Origin of the sequence: Streptomyces sp. NPDC006384 (assembly GCF_042870695.1) — a bacterium.
Lineage (GTDB): Bacteria > Actinomycetota > Actinomycetes > Streptomycetales > Streptomycetaceae > Streptomyces.
In genome coordinates, this window is sequence record NZ_JBIAHR010000002.1 from 430,693 (window position 1) to 453,370 (window position 22,678).

Genomic DNA, 22,678 nt, shown 5'->3' on the forward strand with positions numbered 1-22,678 from the left:
CCGGTGCCCACCCACCTCAACACACGAGGGTTCCCGGCGATTCCACGCCCGTCCGGCCGGCTCCGCGACCACTGCCGCGGTCTCTTCCCGGACGGCGGCCCGCCTCTCGCCCCGCCGCTTTCCCCGGCCCCGTCGCGGCACCCTCGGCGCGGACCGACAACTGCCGTACGGGGCACCGGTTCTGCTCTACGATCACCTGACCTGCGCCGGACGGTCGCCACAGGAACCGGAGCGGCTGCCCAGGGGGGCGGTACGGATTCCGGCGCACAGGAAGCGGGAGGAAAGCACCACACATGCGGAAACGTTTCATCCGGGGCATGGCGACGCTCGTCGGCGCCGCGCTCACCGGTACCGGTCTGACCGTCGCGCACGCCACCCCGGCAGCGGCGAGTTCGTACGACTGCCCGGCGGGTTACTTCTGCGGCTGGTCGGGCGAGAGCGCCACCGGATCGATGTGGAAGACGGACAAGAGCGTCGCGGACCTGGGGAGCTGGGACAACAGGATCCTTTCCTACGTCAACCGCACGAAGTCGGTCGCCTGTGTCTACGAGGACAAGGACTACGTGCCCTGGGGCGGCTACTGGGCCCAGGAGCCGAACACACCCGGCGAGCTCAACGGGGACCCGGTCGCGACGACCAGCTCGATCAGATTCGTCGGCACCGAGCGCGAATGCAGCCAGCCTGCCTCTCCGCGCTGGATCTCCGGGACCTCCCCGAAGACCCAGGGCTTCGGGGACATGAACGGAGACCGCAAGGCCGACCTGATCACCCGCGACGAGGCCGGACGGCTCTGGTTCGGCCCGGGTGACACGACCGGCCGGCTCATCGGCAAGAGCGGCTGGAACACCATGAGCGCCCTCACCCGGCACGGCGACTTCAGCCGGGACGGCCACGAGGACGTCATCGCCCGCGAGGCCGCCACCGGCAGACTGTGGCTCTACCCCGGCACCGGCACCGGATCCCTCGGCTCCCGCACGCTCATCGGCACCGGCGGCTGGAACAGCATGAACCACATCACCGCCTTCGGCGACCTGACCGGTGACGGCCGCTCCGACCTGATCGCCGTCGAGAAGTCCACCGGCAAGCTGTGGCTCTACCCGGGCACCTCCACCGGCACCCTCGGCTCCCGCACGCTCATCGGCACCGGCGGCTGGAACGCCATGAACGCCCTCGTCGGCATGGGCGACGTGACCGGCGACAACCGCCCCGACCTCTACGCCCGCGAGAAGTCCACCGGCAAGCTGTGGCTCTACCCGGGCACCTCCACCGGCACCCTCGGCTCCCGCACGCTCGTCGGCACCGGCGGCTGGAACGCCATGGCGAACCTGATCTCGGTCGGAGACTTCTCCGGCGACGGGCGTCCCGACCTCGCCGCGGTGACCAACGAGGAGTACGTGATCGACGGCTTCCGGGGCAATCCGGGCTGGCTGGTCACCTACCGGACCAGGGACACCGGCTCCCTGATGACCGGTGAGCGCGCCGACGGCGAATGGTGGGGCCTCAACGGCTTCTGCTAGCCCGGCGGCGACAGGACGCAACGGAGCCTCGCGGACCGGCCCGGCCTTTCCCCCACCCGGCCGCGAGCACCTCCGCTCCCCGCTCCGCGAGCCGCCCGACGACCGGGGGCCGGTGCCGGCGCGGCCGGCCGGCCGCGCCGTCGCCTACTCGACCTCGATCCCGAAGTCCCGTACGAGCTCCTCCAGGCCGCCCGGGTAGCCCCTGCCGCCCAGGACGAAGTCCCAGTCGCCGTTGGCCCTGCGGCGGAAGGAGCCGAGGACCAGGGCGGTCTCGCCCGGCCGGCCGTCGGAGACCTCGAGCCGGCCCAGCTCGGTCATCGCCGGGTCGAGCAGGCGGATGCGGGCGTCCGTGAAACCCGACAGGTCGGCCTCCGGGTCGGCCTCCGGGTCGACGGCGGCCACGAGCACGAAGCGGTCGGCGTCGTCCGGCAGCCGGTCGAAGGAGACGCAGATCGCCGCCTTGTCGGGGGCGGTGGCGGGCAGGGTCCGTACGGCACCGTCCGGGGTCTGCGGATTGTTGAAGAAGACGAAGTGGTCGTCGCCGAGGACGCGCTCGCCCCGGCAGACCAGGGCGCACACGTCCAGCGCGACGCTTCCCGACCAGGACATGCCGAGGACGTTGTAGTCGTCCGGCGCCGAGGGCTGCGGGGCGGGCGGAGCCGGCCGGGCCGCGGCCCGGCCGCCGGCCTGCCCCAGCCGTCCGCGCAGCCCGTGCCGGTGCAGCAGATCGACGAGTTCGGCGCCCGTGATCAGTTCCAGCGGTTTGCCGTTGGCGAAGGTGTAGGAGCCGGGCCCGAACCCGGACGTGGTCACGAGGACGCCCTTGTTGGCGCCGGCGTCCTGCACGGTGCCGTACAGGTCGCGCACGGCGGCGGGCGGCACCGTGTTCCGGTAGCGCTTCACCTGGACGATGATCTGGCCGCCCCGGATCGGCGCCGGGTCCAGCGCCCTGATGTCCACACCGCCGTCGTTCGAGCGCTGGGTCGTCACCGCCTGCATGCCCATCGCCTCGAAGAGCGCGGCCACGAGGTCCTCGAAGGCGATCGGGTCCATCCCGAACAGGTCCGGGTCCTCGTCGCCGCCGTGGGCGACCACGCGGTGCCCCACCTCCTGCGGCTGCCGGCCGGGCCGTACGGAGGCGAGCTGGTCCGGCCGCGCCGAGAGCTGCCCGCGCAGCGCGCCGGTGAGGCAGCTGACCGCGTCCACCTGGGCCAGGTGCAGGTCACGGAAGGCGGTGCGGGTCGCCATGACGGTGGTGAGGAAGATCCGGCCCGGCCGGCCCGTCGAGGGGTCGTGGCCGTCCACGAAGCCGTTCAGGGCCACGGAGTCGAGGGCGCCGGACTCGTCCGCGGCGAAGAGCTCGTGCAGGACGAGCAGCACGCACTGCGCGAGAACCTCCTTGTACAGGCTCCGGCGCTGTGTCACCGGCCGCGGGGTCTCCTTGTACTGGTCCGCCGCGTACATGTACCGGACCGCCTTGGTCTCGGGGACGACGCCGGGACCGGGCAGCTCCCAGTCCAGCACCAGCTGCCGGGCCGCCGGGTCGTACGCCGCCGCGACCTGGCGCGGGAAGCCTTCGGGCCACGCCGCCGAGGAGTAGAGAGCGGCGGAGAAGTACTCGACCACGGAGTCGGGTTCCCCGCGTCCGACGCCTTCGGTCACCGCGACGACACCGGCGTTGTGACGCCGGATCTCGGCGAGCCGGGCATCGGCTTGCTGCCGGTACTCCCGCTCGTAGGAGGCGAGTTGATGCTGCCGGTGGGCCTCCGCGGCCTGGGCGGCGTACCAGTCCCGCTCGAACCGCGCCCGTGCCTCCGCCTGGGCCTGGGCCCGGCGGCCGGCGGTCCAGCCGCCGCCCTGCGCCTGGTAGTGGTTCGGGTCCGGCATCGGCACGGGCTGCGCGAGGGGCCCCGGGGCGAAGGGCGGTATCTCCTCCGCGCGCAGGAGGGAGGAGGCCCGGAACGGCGGGGACTGGCATCCGGCGGCGAGCAGTCCCCGCAGCGCCGCCACCCGTGCGTCCAGTTCGTCGGTACGGCGCGTGGCTTCCGCCTGCTTGTACTCGCGGCGGCTCTGGGCGGCCCGTCGCGCGTAGGAGCGTGCCTGCTGTTCCTCCTGTCTCCGCCGCCCGGCCTCGGTTTCGGACTGGCGCTGCTGCTGCCGCTGTACTTCGGCCCAGACACCGACAAGACCGGTGGAACGACGACTCATGTGCGGCAGGCCCTCCCCGAGGCGCTCCGGCTGTCCCCACAACCGGGTGTGACGAGGCGACTCTATCCAGCGGTCGCCGCCCGGCACATCCACTCGTCGAAGGCACCGCCCGGCCCGCACGTGCCCCGGGCGGACCGGCCGCCGCGGCCGGCGGCCGTCACCGCCCTCCGCGGAGACCGGCCCGCCCCCGGTGGTGTCAGATCGTCGCCGTGTCGATGACGAAGCGGTAGCGGACGTCGCTGGCGAGGACCCGCTCGTAGGCGTCGTTGATCTCGGACGCGGCGATCAGCTCGATCTCGGCGCCGATGCCGTGCTCCGCGCAGAAGTCCAGCATCTCCTGGGTCTCGGCGATGCCGCCGATCATGGACCCGGCGAGGGTCTTGTTGCCGCCGATCAGCGAGAACAGGTTCAGGGAGACGGGCTCCTCGGGTGCGCCGACGTTCACCAGGGCGCCGCCGGTCCTGAGCAGGCCGAGGTGGGCGCCGAGGTCCAGCGGCGCGGAGACCGTGGAGAGGATCAGGTCGAAGGTGCCCGCCAGCTCCTGGAAGGTCTTCTCGTCGCTGGTCGCGTAGTAGTGGTCGGCGCCCAGCTTCAGACCATCGTCCTTCTTGCGCAGCGACTGCGACAGGACGGTGACCTCGGCGCCCATCGCGTGCGCGATCTTGACGCCCATGTGACCGAGGCCGCCCAGGCCGACGACGGCGACCTTCTTGCCGGGACCCGCGCCCCAGTGCTTGAGCGGGGAGTACGTGGTGATGCCCGCGCACAGCAGCGGCGCGGCCACATCGAGCGCCAGCCCGTCGGGGATGCGGACGGTGAAGGCCTCGTCGACGACGACCTTCTGGGAGTAGCCGCCGTAGGTGGGCTCACCGTCGTAGCCGACGGCGTTGTAGGTGCCGACGCTGCCCTTGAGGCAGTGCTGCTCCAGGCCGGCCCTGCAGTTCTCGCACTCACGGCAGGAGTCGACGAGGCAGCCGACGCCGACGCGGTCGCCGGCCTTGAACCTGGTGACGCCGGGGCCGACGGCCTCGACGACACCGGCGATCTCGTGGCCGGGGACCATCGGGAAGATCGCCTCGCCCCAGCCCTCGCGGACCTGGTGGATGTCGGAGTGGCAGATGCCGGCGAACTTGATGTCGATCAGGACGTCGTGCTCGCCCACCTCGCGCCGCTCGATGGTGGTGCGCTCCAGCGGAGCCTTGGCGGCGGGTGCTGCGTACGCGGCGACAGTGGTCATGCCGGATCTCCGGGTTTCTCGTGGAGGAGTGTGCGGTGTTCACCCTGCCGCCTGCGGCGCCCGCCACCCAGACCACGGCTGTGCCTACGTACAGCGTGCCTACCACCGGCGGGGACAGCCTCCTGTGCGTACGACCGGGAATACTGGAGGGCATGGATGGACAGCTGGACCGGCGTGCCGAACTGAGCGAGTTCCTTCGGACCCGGCGGGCCCGGCTGAAGCCGCAGGACGTGGGGCTGCCGGACTTCGGACGGCACCGCCGGGTCCCGGGACTGCGCCGCGAGGAGCTGGCACAGCTCGCCGGGGTGTCCGTGGCGTACTACACCCGGCTCGAGCAGGGCAACGGGCGGAACGTGTCCGCGGAGGTCCTGGACTCGATCGCCCGGGCGCTCAGGCTCACCGACGCCGAGCACGCGCATCTGACGCACCTCGCCAAGCCGAAGCAGCAGCGCGGGCGGAGGTCGGCGGCGCGGGCCCAGCAGCCGGTGCGGGTGGCACTGCTCCAGCTGCTGGAGCAGCTCGACACGGTGCCGGCGTACGTGTCGGGCCGCCGCTCGGACATCCTCGCCTGGAACCGGTCGGCCGCCGCCCTCTTCGGCGACTGGGGCGCGCTGCCGCCCCAGGAACGGAACTGGGCGCGGCTGGTCTTCCTGAACCCGGAGTACCGCGAGCTGTTCGCCGACTGGGACCAGAAGGCGTCCGACATGGTCAGCTTCCTGCGCATGGACGCGGGCCGGCACCCGGACGACCCGCGGCTGTCCGCGCTGGTCGGCGAACTGTCCGTGAAGAGCGAGGAGTTCCGGCGGCTGTGGGCCACGCACGACGTCAAGGAGAAGAGCCACGGCGTCAAGCGGATGCGGCACCCGCTGGCCGGTGAACTGACCCTCTCCTTCGAGACGTTCCGCCTGGTCGACGACGAGGAACAGTCACTCGTCACCTACCACGCCGAACCGGGCTCCCCGTCGTCCCAGTCCCTGCGCCTGCTGGCCGGCCGGGGAACGGACGCGACGGTTTCCCTCACTCCGTGAGCGTGCCCCGGCGCAGCGCCGCGACGAAGGGGGCCCAGGCGCGGGCGGTGAGGACGAGTGCGGGGCCCTCGGGGACCTTGGAGTCCCGGACAGGGACAAGGCCGGGGATGCCTTCGGCGACCTCGACGCACTCCCCGCCGTCACCGTTGCTGTAGCTGCTCCTGGTCCAGAGCGCTTCGCTCAAGTCGATCCGGTCGCTCGCCATTTCGGTATCCCTCTGCCGCCGCCTTGATCATGGCCAGGGACGTCTCCGGTGACAGAGCGACGGCCCTGAGCCGATCGTATGCCTTGCGGTACTGCTTCACGAGGGCCGGATCGTCGATGGTGTCCCCGCTGTAGGAGGCCTCGGTGTATACGAGAGGCGGCGCGTCGGGAAAGGTCATGACCATGATGGAGGCGGCCATCAGGGGATACGCGCCGCACTTCCGCGGAACGATCTGCGGAGTGATCCGGTGCCGCTCGGCCAGCTCCACGATCCGGTCGAGCTGCCCGGCCATCGCGTCAGGCGGCACGATGGGGTCACGGAGCAGCGACTCGTGCAGGATCGCCCAGTAGTCCGGGGTGGAATGGTCGTCCTCGAAAAGGCTGGCGCGACCGAGCCGGGCCCTCACCTTCTCCTCGACCGCCTCATCGGATGCTCTCGGGTGGGCCGCGCGGACGAGTGTCCGCGCGTACGGGGCGGTCTGGAGTAGCCCCGGGAAGGTGCTGGGGGACCACAGCTCGATGGACTCGGCGTGCCGCTCCGCCTCCAGCGCCTTCTCGAAGTACGCGGCGTGTGGGCTCCTGCGAGCCTTCCGCACGTCCTCGCACCGCCGCTCGAAGAACCCATCCGTCTTCAGCACAAGATCCACATGCCGGGCCAGGTCCAACGGCATCCGTCGTTCCCCGCGTTCGATGTCACTCAGATGTGACTTGCCGTAGAAGCTGCCTTCCACCAGCGCCTCCAGCGAGAGCCCGGCCCGCTCCCGCTGGAACCTCAACTCCTTGCCGTAGAAGGTCGGGACGCTCGTCGAGCCGTCGATGTCCTTGCGTTGCGCCATGGCGCTTCCTCTTCCGCACTCCGGACTGCCGACGCGAGATCCCTTTCACGGTAGGACGCCGGGCGTCACTGTGTGAGCAGTTCGTCACAGAGAGAACACGGAAAGGTCCCCGTTCATGCCCCCTCGCCAAGAAGACGACATGGTCCGCTGCGTGGAGGAGCTGCGCGCGGCGCTCACCCTCCACGGCATCAGGCTGCCTTCCCTCCGCGTCGACCTGCCGGCCTTCGCCGGGAGCTACGCACAGCCTGCCGGCCTCATCGCGCTCGGGAACTGCAACATCGCCACCGCCCGCGCGCTCACGGACATCCTCCGCAAGGCGGCTCCGTGATGACCTTGGAACTCAGCATGCTCGCCACACCGAAGGCCGTACCGGAACTGCGTCACCTTCTCCGCCACCACGGCTACGACGTCCGCCTATGCGCGAGCGAGTTGCTGACGAACGTCGTCGACCACGTGGGTGAGGGCACCCCTGTGACCGTTCGCGTCCTCGACTCTGGCACCGGTCACATGCGCGTGGAGATCACCGATCCCGACCCGCGCGCCCTGCCCCTTCTCCTCGGATCGGCCGGTCCTACGGACGAGTCCGGCCGAGGTCTTGCCCTCCTCGACGCAGTGGCGCTGCGGTGGGGCGTGGAGCAGGGCCCGGGCCACAAGACCGTCTGGTGCGAGGTGGAGGAGAAGCCCTCCTCCCCGCTCAGCGGATCAGGTGGCTCAGGTCGCCCATGAGCCGGGCCGTGACGGGGACGGTCATACCATGCCGGTGGGCGGCGCGCAGGAGGGCACCGCCGATCGCGTCCAGTTCCAGCGGGCGCCCTGCCTCGGCGTCTCGCTGCATCGAGGATCTGGCGCCGGGCGGGAACGCCTCGTACAGCGCCGATGCCTTCGCGACGTCGGCGGGAGCGCCACAGGCCTCGCTGACAGCCGCCGCCTCCTGGAGGAGCGCATTCAGCTCTTCGCCGTGCTCCTCGCGGATACCGCCGATGGGGAGCCCGTAGCGCGTGGTGAGCAACGCGAAGGGGGCCAGGAAGGCGAGTTTGCTCCAGAGCAGTGTCGTCTCGTCGGCCACCACACGGGTGGTCGCGCCTGCGGCCCGGAGGCACTTGGCCAGTTCCCCGAGTCGTTCGGTCGTTCCGGCCAGGTCGATCTCGAGAAACGGACTGCCGTGTTCGATGCTCCCCGGGGCGATCCGGGTGGACTCGACCCGGACGGCGCCCGCCACCACCCGGCGTTCCCCGAAGTGCCGGCGCAACTGTGCCGGGTGTTCGATGCCGTTCAGGAGCGGCAGGACGAGCCCGCCGTCGAGCATGTCGCGGGGGACCCTCTCCAGGGCCGCCTCCAGGTGGGTGTTCTTGACCGTCACCAGGCACAGATCGACATGCTCGCGCAGTTCGGTGTCCGTCTCGACCGGGGTGGCGAAGTCGCCGAACTCCGCGCTGCGCACGTGGAGTCCGGTGCCGCGCAGCGCGGTGGCCGTGGCGGTGCCCGCGAGGCAGATCACCCGGTGCCCCGCGCGGGCCAGCAGCGCGGCCAGCAGCCCGCCGACTCCGCCGGGACCGAGAACGGCCACGGTCCAGGGACGGGGGGAGGGTTCGTCGAGCCGGATGTGCGGGATGGTCACGGTGAAAGACCTTTCGGCCTGCCGGGTTGCGGTGGGCGGGTGTCACGTCAGCGCGTACGCCGCGTTCGTTCCCGGAGAGCCGGTTGCGACGGGGTGCCCAGAACGGTGCGGCAGTCGAGCCACGCGGCGTCGCTGAGCAGGTCCCGCAACCGGGCGAACAGGCTCATGAGTTCGGGCCCCCACTTCTCACGGAAGGCGGGGTCGGCATGGGCGAGGTCGATCTCGTTGGCGGCCGACAGCTCGGCGAAGTCGCGGCGCAGTTGCCCGGGCGGCCGGTACGTACGGCCGGTGAACCGGTCACGGAAGACGGCGTCGGAGAAGGCCGGGTAGGTGACGGCTCGGTCGCACGAGGCATACAGGTACACGACGGCTTCGGCCTCGGTGCCGATCACGGCTGCCAGGTCGGCACGGCGGTCGAGAGTCAGCAGCGCTGCGGGAAAACCGTCGGTTCCGTACAACGCGTGGCACAGGCCCGCGAGTTGGAGGGCGGTGCGTGCTTCCCACGTGGCGAGCCGGGCCTGTACACGCTGAAGGTGGGCAAGGAGGGTTCCTCCGGGATGGGCGATGCCGTCGGCGCCGAGCCGGCGCAGGAACGCGACAGCCCGGTCGGCGGCAGCGGAGTGAGTGGTCACAGGCCCGGGTCCTTTCGGCAGGTGGCAGGTCGGCACCCGTACGACGCGTCCGCCCGGTCCGGCTCCCGGCGAAGACGCCGGACGGGTTGCCGCCTGGGCCACGCGATGATCCTCACCGCCCCGCCGACCCCAGTCAATCCTGGGATTCTCTGGTCAACACCCAAGGAAACACTTGGGTATGTTGGCCGGGTGACCTTGGAAGACCTGCGCGTGTTCGTGGCGGTGTGCCGGGCCGGAAACCTCAGCGCCGTGGCACGGGACCTGACCTGTACGCAGTCGGCGGTGAGCCAGCACGTGAAGCGGCTGGAGCGGGAGACCGGCGCGAGCCTGCTGGAGCGCCGGCCCCGCGGAGTCGTGCCCACCGCCGCGGGACGCATCCTGTACGAGGCCGCCGCCGACGGGATCACCGGGCTCGACCTCGCGCTGCGCCGCCTCCGGGATCTCGTCGACGGCCGCGGCGGGTCGGTGCGGGTCACGACCGGCGGGACGACCGTGCGGCACTTCATGGCCGGGGCGATCGTCCGCTTCCGCCGACGCTACCCCGAGGTGGGCCTGGAGTTCCGGACCGGTACCTCCAGCCGCGCCTGCTTCGACGCCCTCCTCTCCAGCGACCTGGACCTGGCCTGGATCACCATCTCCGACTCGGTGCGCGGGATCGAGCAGCGGCCGGTCGTCGACCTGCCCTGGGTGCTCGCCGTCCGGGCCGACGACCCGCTCGCGGGCCGCTTGCACGTCGACGTGTCCGACCTCGCGGACCTCCCCCTCGTCCGGCTGCCGCCCGACTCCAGTTCCGGTGGTGTGCTGGACGAGGCCTTCGCCGAGCTGGGCGTCAGGGCCGGCTCCGGCACCGGCGTCGCCGACTGGGACACAGCCCTGCTGCTCACCGAGCTCGGTCTGGGGCACGCCGTCGTGCCCGCGGTGCCGGGGCTGCTCGCGTCGGCCGGGGAGGGACCCCTGCGCCTGGTGCCCGTTCCGGCGCTGCCTCCCCTGACCGTCGGCTGGGCCGTACGCCGCTGGGACGCGCTGCCTCCGCTCGCCCGGGTCTTCGCCGATTCCGTCGCCCGTGACTGCGTGGAAAGGCTCGGGTGAGGAAGCCCCGGCCACGAGGACGGCGGCCCGCGCGGAGCCCCCGAAAGACGCCGGACGCCCGCCGCCCCGGGAAGGGGCGGCGGGCGTCCGGCGTGAAGTCGTGGGGTGGGACGGGGTGTTCGGCGTCAGATCGCCGAACCCGCCTTCCACTGGGCCCAGTCCATGTTCCAGCCGTTGAGGCCGTTGTCCGGGGCGATGGTCTTGTCGCCGGTGTTCTGGACGACGACCACGTCACCGATGAGGGAGTTGTCGTAGAACCAGGCGCCCGGCGTGTTCGGGTCGTTGGCTCCCTTGACGTCGGCCAGGCCCACGCAGCCGTGGCTGGTGTTGGCGGTGCCGAAGATGCCCTTGCCCCAGTAGTTGCCGTGGATGAAGGTGCCGGAGGTGGACAGGCGCATGGCGTGCGGCACGTCCTTGATGTCGTACTCGCCCTTGCCGTCGTCGTCGGTGAAGCCGACCGTCGAACCGTCCATCCGGGTCTCCTTGAACTTCTCGGAGATGACCATCTGGCCTTCGTAGGTCTTGTTCTCGGGCGAGCCGGCGGAGATCGGGATGGTCCGGATCGTCTTGCCGTCCTGCGTGACCTTCATCTGCTTGGTCTCGGCGTCGACGTACGAGACCTGGTTGCGGCCGATCTTGAAGGTGACCGTCTTCTGCTGGACGCCGTAGACGCCGTCGGCGCCCTCGACCCCGTCGAGCGCCAGCTTGAGGGTGACGGTGGACCCCTCCTGCCAGTAGTTCTCCGGGCGGCAGTCCATGCGCTGGGTGCTGAACCAGTGGCAGGCGACTTCCTGGCCGCTGGTGGTGTTGACGGTGATCGCCTTCTGGACGGCGGCCTTGTTGGTGATCGCCTTGTCGAAGTTGATCGACACGGGCATGCCGACCCCGACGGTGGTGCCGTTGTCCGGGGTGAAGGTGCCGATGAAGCTGTTGCTCTTGGAGACCGTGGTGAACGAGGAGTTCGCGTGGGCGGCGCGGCCCTCGGAGTCCTGCGCGGTCGCCGTCAGCTTGTAGGTGGTGGCCCGCTCGAGCTGGGCGCTGGGCTTCCAGCTGGTCCTGTCGGCGGATATCTGGCCGCTGACCTCGGTGCCGTCCGACGAGGTCATCCTGACCTCGGTGAGCGTGCCCTTGCTCACGGTGACGGTGGCCGAGTTGTTGATGGAGGCGTTGTTCGAGCCGTTCCCGGGCGTGATCTTGATCTGGGCCTCGGAGGTCTTCTTGGCCGCCGCCTCGTCGACCTGCGCCTGCGAGGTGCCGCTCTCCCCTCCCCCGGAGGCGTCGGCGTCATTGCTGGAACATGCCGAGAGCACCAGCACACTGCCGAGCAGTGCGGACGCCACCGCCAGGTTCCTGCGCCGCTTACCGTCCGTCATCACACACTTCTCCATCGTCGCCGGTTCCGAACCCCGAGATTCCCCGTCAAGACGTTCAACGCTACGACCGGTTCCCTCCGTTCCCCGCCGTAGGCAGGTGTGTGACATACCACGTCCACCGCGAGGGGCGGGTGGCACGGGGCCGGCCGGCGCGCCCCTTGAGACGGCGAAACCCCGGGCGGCGGTTGCCGCCCGGTGGTCACGTTTTTCCTACGGGGCGTCAGCCGGCCGCCAGTCTCCCGCGTTCCGGGTCGTACGGATCGCCCGGCCCACCCGGTACGTCCGACTCGCCCCACTCATCCTGTTCGTCCTGGACATCGGCGTCCTCGTCGTCGTCCTCGTCGGCGTCCCAGACGGGCGAGCCGGGGTCGTGGTCGATCAGCTCGCTGCTCCAGGAGGCCTGCTGGAGTTCGACGCCGGGCATCTCACCGACCAGGTCGAACGGGTCCACGAGGCAGGCCAGTGCCTCCGCGGTGTCCTCGGTCACGGCCCGCTCGGCGTCCGTCCTCTCCGCCTCGGACAGCCCGGAGTCGCCGGCGAGGGCCTGCAGCGCGGCGCCGGTGACCGCCTCCTCGTCCTCGACCGCCAGGACGAGGTCCACGCGAAGGCGTACAAAACGTGATGTCTCTGGAGTGCTCATGCCCGGAGAGTAAGGCCGAGGGCTCCCGTGACTTTCCTGTGACCCGCGCCTTTCACTAACATCTGCCCACACGGCCAATTCGCCAGCGCCACAAGGGGATCGATATTCCGTGTCATCCGCTCGCCGTCCATTGCTGACCGCCGCCGCCGCGGGGGGTCTGCTGTGCGCCCTGTGGTTCGTGCCGTCCGCGAACGCGACCCCCGAGACCCCGGCCGCGACAGCCGCCGCCGGCCCGTCGCCGCAGGTCACCGAGCAGGCCAGAGTCGTGACCACGGACACGGCGGTCTCCACCGAGGCCGGTGTCCGACTGGCCGACACCGGCAGCTTCGACAGCACCCCGTACGTCATCGGCGGCACCGCCTGCCTCGGTCTCGGCGCGGGGTTCGTCGTCTACTCGGTACGCCGTGAACGCCTGGGATTTTGATTCCGCTTGACGTTCTTTTGGAAAGCTTGACCTTCCGCCGGATCTTTCCGTCTCCGGCGCCGTCACCCGCCCCGGGGCCCTGTCGCACGACAGGGCCCCGGAGTCCGGTCAGCGCAGTGGCCCGGTGACCGTCTCGGCCGCCGCGACCAGGCCGCCCGTACGCACGAAGGCGTCCGCCGCGGCGAGGTCGGGGGCGAGGAACCGGTCCGGTCCGGGGCCCTGGACACCGGCCGCCCGCGCGGCGTCGATCACGGCCCGGGAGGCCGGGGCCGGGGTGAGGCCCTCGCGCAGCTCGATCGCGCGCGTGGCGGCGTACAGCTCGACGGCGATCACCCGGGTGAGGTTGTCGACGGCCGTGCGCAGCTTGCGCGCCGCCGACCAGCCCATCGACACGTGGTCCTCCTGCATGGCGGAGGACGGGATGGAGTCCGCCGACGCCGGTACGGCGAGCCGCTTCAGCTCGCTGACCAGCGCGGCCTGCGTGTACTGGGCGATCATCAGGCCGGAGTCCACGCCGGCGTCGTCGGCGAGGAACGGCGGCAGCCCGTGGCTGCGGTTCTTGTCCAGCAGCCGGTCGGTGCGCCGCTCGGCGATGGAGCCGAGGTCGGCGACGGCCACGGCGAGGAAGTCCAGGACGTAGGCGACCGGTGCGCCGTGGAAGTTGCCGTTGGACTCCACGCGCCCGTCGGGCAGCACCACCGGGTTGTCCACCGCCGCCGCCAGTTCGCGCTCGGCGACCAGGCGGGCGTGGGCCATGGTGTCCCGGCCCGCACCGGCGACCTGGGGGGCGCAGCGCACCGAGTAGGCGTCCTGGACGCGGGGGGCGTCGTCCTGGTGGTGGCCGGTGAGGCCGGAGCCCTCGAGGACGGCGAGCATGTTGGCGGCGGACGCGGCCTGCCCGGGGTGCGGGCGGATGGCGTGCAGCTCGGGGGCGAGGACCTTGTCGGTGCCGAGCAGCGCCTCCAGGGTCAGCGCGGCGGTGACGTCGGCGGACTTGTAGAGGGTGTCGAGGTCGGCGAGGGCCATGATCAGCATGCCGAGCATGCCGTCGGTGCCGTTGAGCAGGGCGAGACCCTCCTTCTCGCGCAGCTCGACCGGGGCGATCCCGTGCTCGGCGAGCAGCTCGCCGGCCGGCCGCACGGTGCCGTCGGGGCCCTCGGCGTCGCCCTCGCCCATCAGCGTCAGGGCGCAGTGGGAGAGCGGGGCGAGGTCGCCGGAGCAGCCGAGGGAGCCGTACTCGTGCACGACCGGGGTGATGCCGGCGTTGAGGACGTCGGCCATGGTCTGCGCGACCTCGGGGCGTACGCCGGTGTGCCCGGAGCAGACGGTCTTCAGCCGCAGGAACATCAGGGCGCGCACGACCTCCCGCTCGACGCGCGGCCCCATGCCGGCGGCGTGCGAACGGACGATGTTGCGCTGGAGCTGCGCGCGCAGGGCGGGGCTGATGTGCCGGGTCGCCAGGGCGCCGAAGCCGGTGCTCACGCCGTAGACGGGGTCCGGCTTGGCGGCCAGCGCGTCCACGATCTCGCGGGCCGCGGCCAGGGCCGCCACCGCCTCCTCGGAGAGTTCGACCCGTGCGCCGCCGCGCGCCACGGCGAGGACGTCGGACGCGGTGACCTTGGACGTCCCCACCACCACAGTGTGCATATTCATATTCAGGAGCGTACGCAGTGAATTCCGTGCTGTCACCCCTGAGTTTGGGGTACACCCCTTACCGATACGTCACACATCCCCGTCCTGCGGCGAGTGCCGCCCGCGGAACCGGCGCCGCTCCCCGTCCTCCTCCCGCGACGGCTGGTCCGCCAGGCGTACGACGGGATCGTCGGGGCCCTCGCGGCCGGCCACGACCGGGCGGTCCGACCGCTCGGCCTTGGCCCGGTACTGGGCGGCGTCGGCCAGCCGGAACAGCCGGCGGGCGGAACGGACCGGCCCCACCGGGTCCTCGGTGGAGGCGACCCCGCAGGCCACGCCGTCACCGAGCTCCAGCTCGGCCGCCCGGCGGCACAGCTCCTCGGCCGCCTTGACCACCGCGTCGGCGGGCGGCCCCACCGCCAGCAGGCAGAACTCGTCGCCGCCGAGCCGGGCCGCGAGCGCGCCGGGCAGCATCGCCCCGCACAGCGACAGCACCGACCCGAACCGCTCCAGGAGCCGGTCGCCGACGGCGTGCCCGTGGGTGTCGTTGACCCGCTTGAGCCCGTTGAGATCGCACACGACGAGGCTGACGACGACGCCCTCCTCGCGGTGCCGTTCCACGGCCTCGTCCATCCGGGCGTCGACCGCCCGGCGGTTGGCGAGCCCGGTGAGCGCGTCGGTGTAGGCGAGACGTTTCACCTCCTCCAGCCGCTCGGCCTGCGCGATCCCGGCGGCCACCACCGAGGCGAGGACGGTGGCGAAGTCGGCGTCGCCCCGCGCGAAGACGGCCGCGCCCACCGGCCGGGCCACGTACAGCTCGCCCCAGGCCCGGCCGTGCAGCACGATCGGCGCCACCACGCAGCAGCCGCGCCCCCGCCGGCGCAGGGCCGCGACGCGCTGATGGACGTACCCGGGACGTCCGGCGGCAGGGCCCTCGGCCGTCTCGACCCAGGCGTCGGGCTCGCCGCCCCCGGCCCAGCGCTCGTGCAGGAACTCGGTGATCTCCGCGAACTGGTGCACCGGGTAGGACTCGTCCTCGGGGAACTCCTCCTCGCCCTCGGCCCGCTCGCCCACGTTCACCAGGACCCGGAGCCGGCCGAGTTCCCGCTCCCACACCGACAGGGCCGCGAAGCTGCCGCCCAGCGCCCGGCAGGCGCCGACGGCCGCCGCCCGCCACGCCTCGTGGGAACTGTGCGCGGCCGCCATGCCCTGTGCCAACGCCACCACGGCCGCGAGCCGCCTGTCCTCACCCATCACTCCAGGCTAGGGACGTTTGCCCACGAACGTGGACAAGAACGATGCGAACGGGCGGGGCCGCACCGTCAGGAGGTCACTCCCCCGGCCAGCGCGGCGCCCGCTTCTCGTTGAACGCCGCGACGCCCTCCGCGCGGTCCCCGGAGAAGGCGACCGTCCGCCACGCCGCGTCCTCCACCTCGAGGCCGGCCCGCAGGTCCAGCCCGTGCCCGAGCCGCAGCGCCCGCTTGGCCGCCCGCAGCCCGACGGGCGAGTTGGCGGCCATCCGGGAGGCCAGCGCCAACGCCTCCTCCCGGTCCCGCCCCTCGTCGACGAGCCGGTCGACGAGACCCAGCTCGTGCGCCTCCGCGGCCTCCACCCGCCGCGCGGTGAACACCAGCTCGGCGGCGCGCGCCGCCCCCACCCGGCGCGGCAGCAGCTGCGTACCGCCGCCGCCCGGGATCACGCCGACCGACACCTCGGGCAGGCCCACCACCGCCGTGCGGTCGGCCACGATCACGTCGCAGGAGAGCGCCAGCTCGAAGCCACCGCCCAGCGCGAAGCCGTGCACGGCCGCGACCGTCGGCACCGCCAGCTCCAGCACGGCGGTGTACGCGCCCCGCGTCACCGGCCGCTGCCGCAGCAGATCGGCGTCGGAGAAGGAGTTGCGCTCCTTGAGGTCGGCGCCGACGCAGAAGGCCCGCTCGTGCGTGGAGGTCAGCACCACCACCCGTACGTCCCGGTCCGCGTCCAGTGCCGCGCAGGCCGCGCCGAGGGACCGGGCCATGGCGGTCGAGACGGCGTTCATGGCCTTCGGCCGGTCGAGGGCGAGCTCCGCGACATGCCCGTCCGCGTGCCGCCGCACCAGGACGAACTCTCCGAACCGCTCCTCGTTCATGACACCCTCCGGTTAACGCGTGTTAACGACTCGACCGCCCGATCATCGCAGGCGCGGAGGGCACGGGGAAAGGCCGGAGGCGTGCCCGCCCCGGCCCGGCGACGGCCGCGGGATCCCCGGCCGCCCGCCGTCTGCCGCCCACCGCCTACCGCTGTTCGCCGTCGTCGTCCCGCCGGGTGAGCAGCCACGGTTCGACCATGCCGAGGCCACGCACCGGCCGCTGCCACATCGGCCGCAGCGCGAAGCGGTAGGTCGGGGGCTCCTCGCCCTTCTTCTCCGCCGCCGCGGCCTCCTCGGCCGCCTCCGTCTCGGAGGCCGGGGCGTCCCCGGTGCGGATCAGCTCCTGCGCGAAGGCCGAGTCGATGAGGACGGCGTCCTTGGGGGCTATCGAGGTGAGCCGGGAGGCCAGGTTGACCGTCGTACCGAAGACATCGCCCATCCGGGTGGTCACGGTGCCGAAGGCGAGGCCGACCCGCAGCTCGGGCATGGTCTCGTCGTTCGCCATCGTCTCGACGAGGAGCAACGCGATCTCGGCGGCCGTGCCGGCGTCGTCGGCGGCGTACAGCACCTCGTCGCCGAGGGTCTTGATCAGACGTCCGCCGCGGGCGGCGACCAGGTCGGCGGCGGTGGTCTCGAAGGCCTCGACCAGCTCGCCGAGCTCCTCCTCCTCCATACGCCGGGTCAGCCGCGTGAAGCCGACCAGATCGGCGAACCCCACCGCGAGCCGCCGGTCCACCATCTCCTCGTCGTCGCCGGCCTGCACGACCCGGCCGGCCGACGCGGCGAGCTGGCGCCGCCAGACGTAGACGAGGAACTCCTCCAGCTCGGGAAGGAGCAGTTCGACGATGGGATACGTGACCTCGGTGCGCGTCATCCCGGGCTCGGGGGGCTCGGTCAGCCCCTCCAGGAAGGAGTCGATCTGCCACTCGGCCAGCCGGGCGGTGGTCTGCCCGGTGGAGCGGGCCACCTGCACGGCCATCGCCTCGCTGAGCAGCCCCGCCTCCACCAGACCGGCCAGACGCCGCAGGGCCAGCACGTCGGCCTCGGTGAGCGCCTTGGCCTGGCCTATGTCGGCGAAGCCCATGGCCCGCCAGAAACGGGAGGCCAGCTCCATGGAGACGCCCGCGCTGCGGGCGGCCTGGAAGGGGGTGTAGCGGCGCTCGGCTCCCAGGATCAGCCCTTCGAGGCGCAGCGCGAGCGGGTCATCTCCGGAATCGGCGGAGTCCGGGTCGGGCTCGGGGTCCACCCGGCCGTCCCCGTCCGCGCCGGAGCCCGTGTCGTCGACGGTCACGCCTGCTGCCCTTCCGATCTGCCACGGTCAGGTATCGACCGGCCCCAACTTTACGTCAGGTGTGCCCCAGCTCACTCCCGCACAGCCTGCACAGCCTGCGGGACTCAGTCTGCGGGCAGTCGTGCCTCCCCCGGTGCCCCAAGGGCCCGGGAGGTCCCCCGGCGCCGGCCGGCACAACGCCCCGGGCCCGCCCGGACTCACCTCACGCCAACCGCAGGTGCACGATGTCCCCCGCCCCCACCGCCTCCCGCGTGCCCGCCTCCGTGGCCAGCACCAGCCGCCCGTCCCCGTCCACGGCCACCGCCTCCCCCACCAGCGCCCGGTCCCCCGGCAGCTCCGCCCGCACCATCCGCCCGAGCGTCGCGCACCCCGCCGCGTACGCCTCCTGCAGCCCGCTGACCGCCGGGTCGCCCCCCGCCGACCGCCACCGCCCGTACCAGTCCTCCAGCGACCGCAGCATCCCCCGCAGCAGCGGGTCCCGGTCGGTGCTCACGGCGTCGGCCAGTGCCAGCGACCCGGCCCGCGCCACGGGCAGCTCGTCCGCCCGCAGCGTGACGTTGACGCCGACGCCGATGACCACACCGTCCTCGCCGGCCCGCTCGGCCAGGATCCCGCCGGCCTTGCGTTCCTCGCCGCCGACGGTGACGAGCAGGTCGTTGGGCCACTTCAGGGCGGTGTCCACGCCCGCCGCCCGGGACAGCCCCGTCGCCACCGCGACGCCGGTGAGCAGCGGCAGCCAGCCCCAGCGGGCCACGGGCACCTCGGCGGGCCTGAGCAGTACGGAGAAGAAGAGACCGGAGCGGGCCGGCGCCGACCACTGCCGGTCGAGACGTCCCCGTGCGGCGGTCTGCTCCTCGGCGACGAGCACGGTGCCCTCGTCCGCCTTCCCGCCGGCGGCGCGGGCCACCAGGTCGGAGTTGGTGGAGCCGGTGCGCTGCACCACGTCCACCTGCCGCCACAGTCCTCCCTCCCGTACCAGTCCCCGGCGCAGGGCCGTGACGTTGAGCGGCGGCCGGTCGAGGTCGGACCAGCGGCTGGACGAGGAGGCAAAGGCGTCGCGGGGCGTCATGCAACCCACCCTAGGTGTGGGAAACACCGCACTGCCGATCGGAAGGCCCGCCACTACTCTACGAACGACCAACCGTCCCCCCCTTTTGAGCAGGCAGGGAGCCGCATCCCGATGTCCGAGCCGGAAGAGCAGCAGCCTGACATCCACACGACCGCGGGCAAGCTCGCGGATCTCCAGCGCCGTATCCAGGAGGCTACGCACGCCGGTTCGGAACGCGCCGTCGAGAAGCAGCACGCCAAGGGCAAACTGACGGCCCGTGAGCGGATCGGGCTCCTCCTCGACGAGGGGTCCTTCGTCGAGCTGGACGAGTTCGCCCGGCACCGGTCCACCAACTTCGGCCTCGACGCCAACCGTCCCTACGGCGACGGCGTCGTCACCGGCTACGGCACGGTCGACGGCCGCCCGGTCGCCGTCTTCTCCCAGGACTTCACCGTCTTCGGCGGGGCGCTCGGCGAGGTCTACGGCCAGAAGATCGTCAAGGTCATGGACTTCGCGCTGAAGACCGGCTGCCCGGTCATCGGCATCAACGACTCCGGCGGCGCCCGCATCCAGGAGGGCGTGGCCTCGCTGGGGGCGTACGGCGAGATCTTCCGCCGCAACACCCACGCCTCGGGTGTGATCCCGCAGATCAGCCTGGTCGTCGGCCCGTGCGCGGGCGGCGCGGTCTACTCGCCCGCGATCACCGACTTCACGGTGATGGTCGACCAGACCTCGCACATGTTCATCACCGGTCCCGACGTCATCAAGACGGTCACCGGCGAGGACGTCGGCTTCGAGGAGCTGGGCGGCGCCCGCACCCACAACACGGCCTCCGGCGTGGCCCACCACATGGCCGGCGACGAGAAGGACGCCATCGAGTACGTCAAGCAGCTCCTGTCGTACCTGCCGTCCAACAACCTCTCCGAGCCGCCCTCCTTCCCCGAGGAGGCGGACCTCGCGGTCACCGACGAGGACCGCGAGCTGGACGCGATCGTCCCGGACTCGGCGAACCAGCCGTACGACATGCGCACCGTCGTCGAGCACGTCCTGGACGACGCCGAGTTCTTCGAGACGCAGCCGCTGTTCGCACCGAACATCCTCACCGGCTTCGGCCGCGTCGAGGGCCGGCCCGTCGGCATCGTCGCCAACCAGCCGATGCAGTTCGCCGGCTGCCTGGACATCGCCGCGTCCGAGAAGGCCGCCCGCTTCGTGCGCACCTGCGACGCCTTCAACGTGCCCGTGCTCACCTTCGTGGACGTCCCCGGCTTCCTGCCCGGCGTCGGCCAGGAGCACGACGGCATCATCCGCCGCGGCGCCAAGCTGATCTACGCCTACGCGGAGGCGACCGTCCCGCTCATCACGGTCATCACCCGCAAGGCCTTCGGCGGCGCCTACGACGTCATGGGCTCCAAGCACCTCGGTGCCGACCTCAACCTGGCCTGGCCCACCGCCCAGATCGCCGTCATGGGCGCCCAGGGCGCCGTCAACATCCTGCACCGCCGCGTCCTCGCCGAGGCCGAGGCGAACGGCGAGGACGCCGAGGCGGTGCGGGCCCGGCTGATCCAGGAGTACGAGGACACCCTCCTCAACCCCTACACGGCGGCCGAACGCGGCTACGTCGACGCGGTGATCATGCCGTCCGACACCCGCCGCCACATCGTCCGCGGCCTGCGTCAGCTGCGCACCAAGCGGGAATCCCTTCCCCCGAAGAAGCACGGCAACATCCCCCTGTAAGGAGCCGCTGTGACGATCAAGGTCGTACGGGGCAACCCGACCCCCGAGGAGCTGGCCGCCGCCCTGGCGGTGGTCCGCGCCCGCGCCGCGACGGCGGCCGCCGAGCCGTCCGGCGCCGAGGGCCCGCGCGACGCGTGGTCCGACCCGTCCCGCATCGCGGCGGCCCGCCTGCCCCACCCGGGCCCGGCGTCATGGGGCCGCACCTACTGGCCGAGCTGAGGCGAACGCCCTCAGGGGCGCGGGGAACCGCGCACGGAGGGACAACGGGGGCGCCCATTTGAGTACCGCTACTCAGGCGCCCCCTGCCGCTGAAGCCCCACGCTGGTGGCATGCTGTGGTCCGACCCCGAGAACGAGCCGCCCGAGGAACTGCGCGACACGCAGGACATGCTGCGGCGGCTGAGTGTCCTCCTGGCGCTGGCCATGGTGTTCGCGATGATCGTGGCGGGCCTGCGGTAGGGCGTCCGCGCCGCCGTTACCCTGGCCGCATGACAGACCAGCAGCCGCGCCGCCGCCTCGTCCTCGCCTCCCAGTCCCCCGCCCGGCTCGGGCTGCTGCGCCAGGCCGGGCTGGCGCCCGAGGTGATCGTGAGCGGTGTCGACGAGGACGCCGTCACCGCCCCCACCCCCGCCGAGCTGGCCCTCGCCCTCGCCGAGGCCAAGGCCTCCGTGGTGGCCGCGAGGCCCGAGGTGCACGGCGCGCTGGTGATCGGCTGCGACTCGGTGCTCGACCTGGACGGGCGGGCCCTCGGCAAGCCCGCCGACGCCGAGGAGGCCACCGCCCGCTGGAAGGCGATGCGCGGCCGGGCGGGCACGCTGCAGACGGGCCACTGCGTCTGGGACACGGCCACCGGCCGCCACGTCTCGGCCACCGCCTCCACCGTCGTCCGCTTCGGGGAGCCGTCCGACGAGGAGATCGCCGCCTACGTCGCCTCCGGCGAGCCGCTGTACGTCGCGGGCGCCTTCACCCTGGACGGCCGTTCGGCGCCGTTCATCGACGGCATCGAGGGCGACCACGGGAACGTGATCGGCATCAGCCTGCCCCTGGTCCGGCGGCTCCTGGCCGTGCTCGGGGTCGGCATCACGGAGCTGTGGGCGCCGGCGGAGGGGTGACCGGGGAGCCGTCGCCGTCCGCGCCGTCCCCGGGCGTCCCGGTGACCGGCGCCTCCCGGTCGTCGTAGGTCATCAGCAGCAGGACGACGAGGCCGAGCACGGCGACCATGAACAGGAAGGCGCCCCGGCCCACCAGCCCCCACGCGAAGGCCCCGAGCAGCCCGTGCACCACGGCCGCGCTGATCAGCAGCGTCCGGCCGGGCCCGGCGGGCGGACGGTCGCGCAGCGCCACGAGCAGGGCGGCCAGGGCGCACAGCGCGAAGTACAGCCCGAAGACGATCCCGCCGATCTTCGAGGAGACGGCCATCGCCTCCGGGTCGAGGCCGGCCAGGGACATGTCCTGCCGGTCGACCACGGTCCCCAGGAGCCAGTTCAGCGCGACGACGCCGAGGGCCTCCGCGAAGAGCACGACCGCCACGGTCCACGCCACCGGCCTGCGCACCGTCACCGGCCCCCACCCACCTTCGCCCGCTGCCGCACCGGGCGGCTGTTACCCCAAGTACGTTCGAGACCCCAGGAACGCTACTCACCGGTAAACCTCGCGGCAAGGGGTCGCGCGCGGGCAAAGAAACGTTGGGCCATTAGTAGGGACTCCACAAAGAAACCGAGTGGCGCGCGGCATGCCCTGACAGAGACCTTGACCACACGACGGGGCTAGGGTTTCCCCGAGGAGTCCTGCGTACCGCGGTACTGGAAGGGCCTTCGCGGGTCGAGCGGGCCTCGAATCACGCTCCGTGTGGGCAAGCTCACCATTGGGGACGGGTCGAAGTGCCGTGTCGGCAGTCCCTAAACTCGGCTTGTTTCAAGGAGGGAGCCTCAATCGTGCGCAAGGTGCTCATCGCCAATCGTGGCGAAATCGCTGTCCGCGTAGCCCGGGCCTGCCGGGACGCCGGGATCGCGAGCGTGGCCGTCTACGCGGACCCGG

At 72.1% G+C, this 22,678-nt stretch carries 25 protein-coding genes; 11 read left to right on the forward strand and 14 right to left on the reverse strand.

Annotated features, from left to right (window positions below):
• The first annotated feature begins 293 nt into the window (after nucleotides 1-293).
• Nucleotides 294-1,517 carry an FG-GAP-like repeat-containing protein gene (locus ACFYOJ_RS04040; protein ID WP_356550769.1) on the forward strand — a complete coding sequence of 408 codons (1,224 nt, stop codon included), beginning with the start codon at nucleotides 294-296 and terminating at the stop codon, nucleotides 1,515-1,517.
• Between the two features lie 144 nt (nucleotides 1,518-1,661).
• On the opposite strand, the gene ACFYOJ_RS04045 is transcribed toward ACFYOJ_RS04040, so the two are convergent.
• Nucleotides 1,662-3,725 carry a restriction endonuclease gene (locus tag ACFYOJ_RS04045; RefSeq protein WP_356550770.1) on the reverse strand — a complete coding sequence of 688 codons (2,064 nt, stop codon included), beginning with the start codon at nucleotides 3,723-3,725 and terminating at the stop codon, nucleotides 1,662-1,664.
• 196 nt (nucleotides 3,726-3,921) lie between these two features.
• Entirely contained in the window at nucleotides 3,922-4,962 is a 1,041-nt protein-coding gene (locus tag ACFYOJ_RS04050) for an NAD(P)-dependent alcohol dehydrogenase (RefSeq protein WP_356550771.1), read from the reverse strand.
• Between the two features lie 152 nt (nucleotides 4,963-5,114).
• Between ACFYOJ_RS04050 and ACFYOJ_RS04055 the strand changes: the two genes are divergently transcribed.
• The gene (locus ACFYOJ_RS04055) at nucleotides 5,115-5,990 is read left to right on the forward strand and encodes a helix-turn-helix transcriptional regulator (protein ID WP_356550773.1); all 876 of its coding nucleotides are present in this window, start codon (nucleotides 5,115-5,117) and stop codon (nucleotides 5,988-5,990) included.
• Here ACFYOJ_RS04055 and ACFYOJ_RS04060 read toward each other — a convergent pair.
• Nucleotides 5,980-6,195, reverse strand: coding sequence for a DUF397 domain-containing protein (locus ACFYOJ_RS04060; protein WP_356550774.1), 216 nt, complete (start codon nucleotides 6,193-6,195; stop codon nucleotides 5,980-5,982). The genes ACFYOJ_RS04055 and ACFYOJ_RS04060 overlap by 11 nt on opposite strands.
• Nucleotides 6,131-7,030, reverse strand: a complete 900-nt coding sequence (locus ACFYOJ_RS04065; RefSeq protein WP_356550776.1) for a helix-turn-helix transcriptional regulator — start codon at nucleotides 7,028-7,030, stop codon at nucleotides 6,131-6,133. Before ACFYOJ_RS04065 ends, ACFYOJ_RS04060 begins: the two co-directional genes overlap by 65 nt.
• Before the next feature lie 115 nt (nucleotides 7,031-7,145).
• Here ACFYOJ_RS04065 and ACFYOJ_RS04070 point away from each other — a divergent pair, with 115 nt between their 5' ends.
• Entirely contained in the window at nucleotides 7,146-7,358 is a 213-nt protein-coding gene (locus tag ACFYOJ_RS04070; protein WP_356550778.1) for a hypothetical protein, read from the forward strand.
• Entirely contained in the window at nucleotides 7,358-7,756 is a 399-nt protein-coding gene (locus tag ACFYOJ_RS04075; protein ID WP_356550780.1) for an ATP-binding protein, read from the forward strand. Before ACFYOJ_RS04070 ends, ACFYOJ_RS04075 begins: the two co-directional genes overlap by 1 nt.
• Here the strand turns inward: ACFYOJ_RS04075 and ACFYOJ_RS04080 are convergent.
• Together ACFYOJ_RS04080 and ACFYOJ_RS04085 are read right to left on the reverse strand one after the other, a co-directional pair.
• Nucleotides 7,725-8,648 (reverse strand): 2-dehydropantoate 2-reductase, encoded by a 924-nt coding sequence (locus ACFYOJ_RS04080; RefSeq protein WP_356550781.1) that lies wholly within the window; start codon nucleotides 8,646-8,648, stop codon nucleotides 7,725-7,727. The genes ACFYOJ_RS04075 and ACFYOJ_RS04080 overlap by 32 nt on opposite strands.
• A gap of 47 nt (nucleotides 8,649-8,695) precedes the next feature.
• Entirely contained in the window at nucleotides 8,696-9,280 is a 585-nt protein-coding gene (locus ACFYOJ_RS04085) for a DUF6817 domain-containing protein (RefSeq protein WP_356550783.1), read from the reverse strand.
• A 189-nt stretch (nucleotides 9,281-9,469) separates the two neighbouring features.
• Here ACFYOJ_RS04085 and ACFYOJ_RS04090 point away from each other — a divergent pair, with 189 nt between their 5' ends.
• Entirely contained in the window at nucleotides 9,470-10,369 is a 900-nt protein-coding gene (locus ACFYOJ_RS04090) for a LysR family transcriptional regulator (protein WP_356550785.1), read from the forward strand.
• Nucleotides 10,370-10,494: 125 nt separating this feature from the next.
• On the opposite strand, the gene ACFYOJ_RS04095 is transcribed toward ACFYOJ_RS04090, so the two are convergent.
• Nucleotides 10,495-11,742, reverse strand: a complete 1,248-nt coding sequence (locus ACFYOJ_RS04095) for an Ig-like domain-containing protein (protein ID WP_356550787.1) — start codon at nucleotides 11,740-11,742, stop codon at nucleotides 10,495-10,497.
• 220 nt (nucleotides 11,743-11,962) lie between these two features.
• Complete coding sequence (locus ACFYOJ_RS04100) at nucleotides 11,963-12,382, reverse strand: hypothetical protein (RefSeq protein WP_356550788.1); 420 nt, start codon at nucleotides 12,380-12,382, stop codon at nucleotides 11,963-11,965.
• A 109-nt stretch (nucleotides 12,383-12,491) separates the two neighbouring features.
• Between ACFYOJ_RS04100 and ACFYOJ_RS04105 the strand changes: the two genes are divergently transcribed.
• Entirely contained in the window at nucleotides 12,492-12,806 is a 315-nt protein-coding gene (locus ACFYOJ_RS04105) for a hypothetical protein (protein ID WP_356550790.1), read from the forward strand.
• 108 nt (nucleotides 12,807-12,914) lie between these two features.
• Here the strand turns inward: ACFYOJ_RS04105 and hutH are convergent, their stop codons facing one another.
• The 5 genes from hutH to ACFYOJ_RS04130 form a co-directional block, all read right to left on the reverse strand.
• The gene (gene hutH / locus ACFYOJ_RS04110; RefSeq protein ID WP_356550819.1) at nucleotides 12,915-14,453 is read right to left on the reverse strand and encodes a histidine ammonia-lyase; all 1,539 of its coding nucleotides are present in this window, start codon (nucleotides 14,451-14,453) and stop codon (nucleotides 12,915-12,917) included.
• A gap of 75 nt (nucleotides 14,454-14,528) precedes the next feature.
• On the reverse strand, nucleotides 14,529-15,692 hold the full coding sequence (locus ACFYOJ_RS04115; protein ID WP_356550791.1) for a sensor domain-containing diguanylate cyclase: 1,164 nt from the start codon (nucleotides 15,690-15,692) through the stop codon (nucleotides 14,529-14,531).
• A 76-nt stretch (nucleotides 15,693-15,768) separates the two neighbouring features.
• The gene (locus tag ACFYOJ_RS04120) at nucleotides 15,769-16,569 is read right to left on the reverse strand and encodes an enoyl-CoA hydratase-related protein (RefSeq protein WP_356550793.1); all 801 of its coding nucleotides are present in this window, start codon (nucleotides 16,567-16,569) and stop codon (nucleotides 15,769-15,771) included.
• 145 nt (nucleotides 16,570-16,714) lie between these two features.
• The gene (locus ACFYOJ_RS04125) at nucleotides 16,715-17,860 is read right to left on the reverse strand and encodes an adenylate/guanylate cyclase domain-containing protein (protein ID WP_356550795.1); all 1,146 of its coding nucleotides are present in this window, start codon (nucleotides 17,858-17,860) and stop codon (nucleotides 16,715-16,717) included.
• A 202-nt stretch (nucleotides 17,861-18,062) separates the two neighbouring features.
• The gene (locus tag ACFYOJ_RS04130) at nucleotides 18,063-18,929 is read right to left on the reverse strand and encodes a biotin--[acetyl-CoA-carboxylase] ligase (RefSeq protein ID WP_356550797.1); all 867 of its coding nucleotides are present in this window, start codon (nucleotides 18,927-18,929) and stop codon (nucleotides 18,063-18,065) included.
• A gap of 111 nt (nucleotides 18,930-19,040) precedes the next feature.
• On the opposite strand from ACFYOJ_RS04130, the gene ACFYOJ_RS04135 reads away from it, so the two are divergent.
• The 4 genes from ACFYOJ_RS04135 (at nucleotide 19,041) to ACFYOJ_RS04150 (ending at nucleotide 21,753) form a co-directional block, all read left to right on the forward strand.
• The gene (locus tag ACFYOJ_RS04135) at nucleotides 19,041-20,642 is read left to right on the forward strand and encodes an acyl-CoA carboxylase subunit beta (RefSeq protein WP_356550798.1); all 1,602 of its coding nucleotides are present in this window, start codon (nucleotides 19,041-19,043) and stop codon (nucleotides 20,640-20,642) included.
• A 9-nt stretch (nucleotides 20,643-20,651) separates the two neighbouring features.
• Nucleotides 20,652-20,861, forward strand: a complete 210-nt coding sequence (locus tag ACFYOJ_RS04140) for an acyl-CoA carboxylase epsilon subunit (protein WP_356550799.1) — start codon at nucleotides 20,652-20,654, stop codon at nucleotides 20,859-20,861.
• Between the two features lie 110 nt (nucleotides 20,862-20,971).
• Nucleotides 20,972-21,100 (forward strand): morphogenic membrane protein MmpB, encoded by a 129-nt coding sequence (gene mmpB / locus ACFYOJ_RS04145; protein WP_356550801.1) that lies wholly within the window; start codon nucleotides 20,972-20,974, stop codon nucleotides 21,098-21,100.
• A gap of 29 nt (nucleotides 21,101-21,129) precedes the next feature.
• Nucleotides 21,130-21,753: a nucleoside triphosphate pyrophosphatase gene (locus ACFYOJ_RS04150; RefSeq protein WP_356550803.1), complete on the forward strand. Its 624-nt coding sequence runs from the start codon at nucleotides 21,130-21,132 to the stop codon at nucleotides 21,751-21,753.
• On the opposite strand, the gene ACFYOJ_RS04155 is transcribed toward ACFYOJ_RS04150, so the two are convergent.
• A complete protein-coding gene (locus ACFYOJ_RS04155; protein WP_356550804.1) occupies nucleotides 21,722-22,201 on the reverse strand; it encodes a hypothetical protein in 480 nt (159 codons plus the stop codon). The two genes, ACFYOJ_RS04150 and ACFYOJ_RS04155, sit on opposite strands and share 32 nt — an antisense overlap.
• Before the next feature lie 374 nt (nucleotides 22,202-22,575).
• On the opposite strand from ACFYOJ_RS04155, the gene ACFYOJ_RS04160 reads away from it, so the two are divergent.
• A partial coding sequence (locus ACFYOJ_RS04160) for a biotin carboxylase N-terminal domain-containing protein (RefSeq protein WP_158786612.1) occupies nucleotides 22,576-22,678 on the forward strand: 103 nt, incomplete at its 3' end.

What these genes read in the sequence shown, in the direction of transcription:
- ACFYOJ_RS04040 (WP_356550769.1), top strand. Translation starts at nt 294, where the DNA reads ATGCGGAAACGTTTCATCCGGGGCATGGCGACGCTCGTCGGCGCCGCG.
- ACFYOJ_RS04045 (WP_356550770.1), bottom strand. Translation starts at nt 3,725, where the DNA reads ATGAGTCGTCGTTCCACCGGTCTTGTCGGTGTCTGGGCCGAAGTACAG.
- ACFYOJ_RS04050 (WP_356550771.1), bottom strand. Translation starts at nt 4,962, where the DNA reads ATGACCACTGTCGCCGCGTACGCAGCACCCGCCGCCAAGGCTCCGCTG.
- ACFYOJ_RS04055 (WP_356550773.1), top strand. Translation starts at nt 5,115, where the DNA reads ATGGATGGACAGCTGGACCGGCGTGCCGAACTGAGCGAGTTCCTTCGG.
- ACFYOJ_RS04060 (WP_356550774.1), bottom strand. Translation starts at nt 6,195, where the DNA reads ATGGCGAGCGACCGGATCGACTTGAGCGAAGCGCTCTGGACCAGGAGC.
- ACFYOJ_RS04065 (WP_356550776.1), bottom strand. Translation starts at nt 7,030, where the DNA reads ATGGCGCAACGCAAGGACATCGACGGCTCGACGAGCGTCCCGACCTTC.
- ACFYOJ_RS04070 (WP_356550778.1), top strand. Translation starts at nt 7,146, where the DNA reads ATGCCCCCTCGCCAAGAAGACGACATGGTCCGCTGCGTGGAGGAGCTG.
- ACFYOJ_RS04075 (WP_356550780.1), top strand. Translation starts at nt 7,358, where the DNA reads ATGACCTTGGAACTCAGCATGCTCGCCACACCGAAGGCCGTACCGGAA.
- ACFYOJ_RS04095 (WP_356550787.1), bottom strand. Translation starts at nt 11,742, where the DNA reads ATGACGGACGGTAAGCGGCGCAGGAACCTGGCGGTGGCGTCCGCACTG.
- ACFYOJ_RS04100 (WP_356550788.1), bottom strand. Translation starts at nt 12,382, where the DNA reads ATGAGCACTCCAGAGACATCACGTTTTGTACGCCTTCGCGTGGACCTC.
- hutH (WP_356550819.1), bottom strand. Translation starts at nt 14,453, where the DNA reads ATGCACACTGTGGTGGTGGGGACGTCCAAGGTCACCGCGTCCGACGTC.
- ACFYOJ_RS04115 (WP_356550791.1), bottom strand. Translation starts at nt 15,692, where the DNA reads ATGGGTGAGGACAGGCGGCTCGCGGCCGTGGTGGCGTTGGCACAGGGC.
- ACFYOJ_RS04120 (WP_356550793.1), bottom strand. Translation starts at nt 16,569, where the DNA reads ATGAACGAGGAGCGGTTCGGAGAGTTCGTCCTGGTGCGGCGGCACGCG.
- ACFYOJ_RS04130 (WP_356550797.1), bottom strand. Translation starts at nt 18,929, where the DNA reads ATGACGCCCCGCGACGCCTTTGCCTCCTCGTCCAGCCGCTGGTCCGAC.
- ACFYOJ_RS04135 (WP_356550798.1), top strand. Translation starts at nt 19,041, where the DNA reads ATGTCCGAGCCGGAAGAGCAGCAGCCTGACATCCACACGACCGCGGGC.
- mmpB (WP_356550801.1), top strand. Translation starts at nt 20,972, where the DNA reads ATGCTGTGGTCCGACCCCGAGAACGAGCCGCCCGAGGAACTGCGCGAC.
- ACFYOJ_RS04150 (WP_356550803.1), top strand. Translation starts at nt 21,130, where the DNA reads ATGACAGACCAGCAGCCGCGCCGCCGCCTCGTCCTCGCCTCCCAGTCC.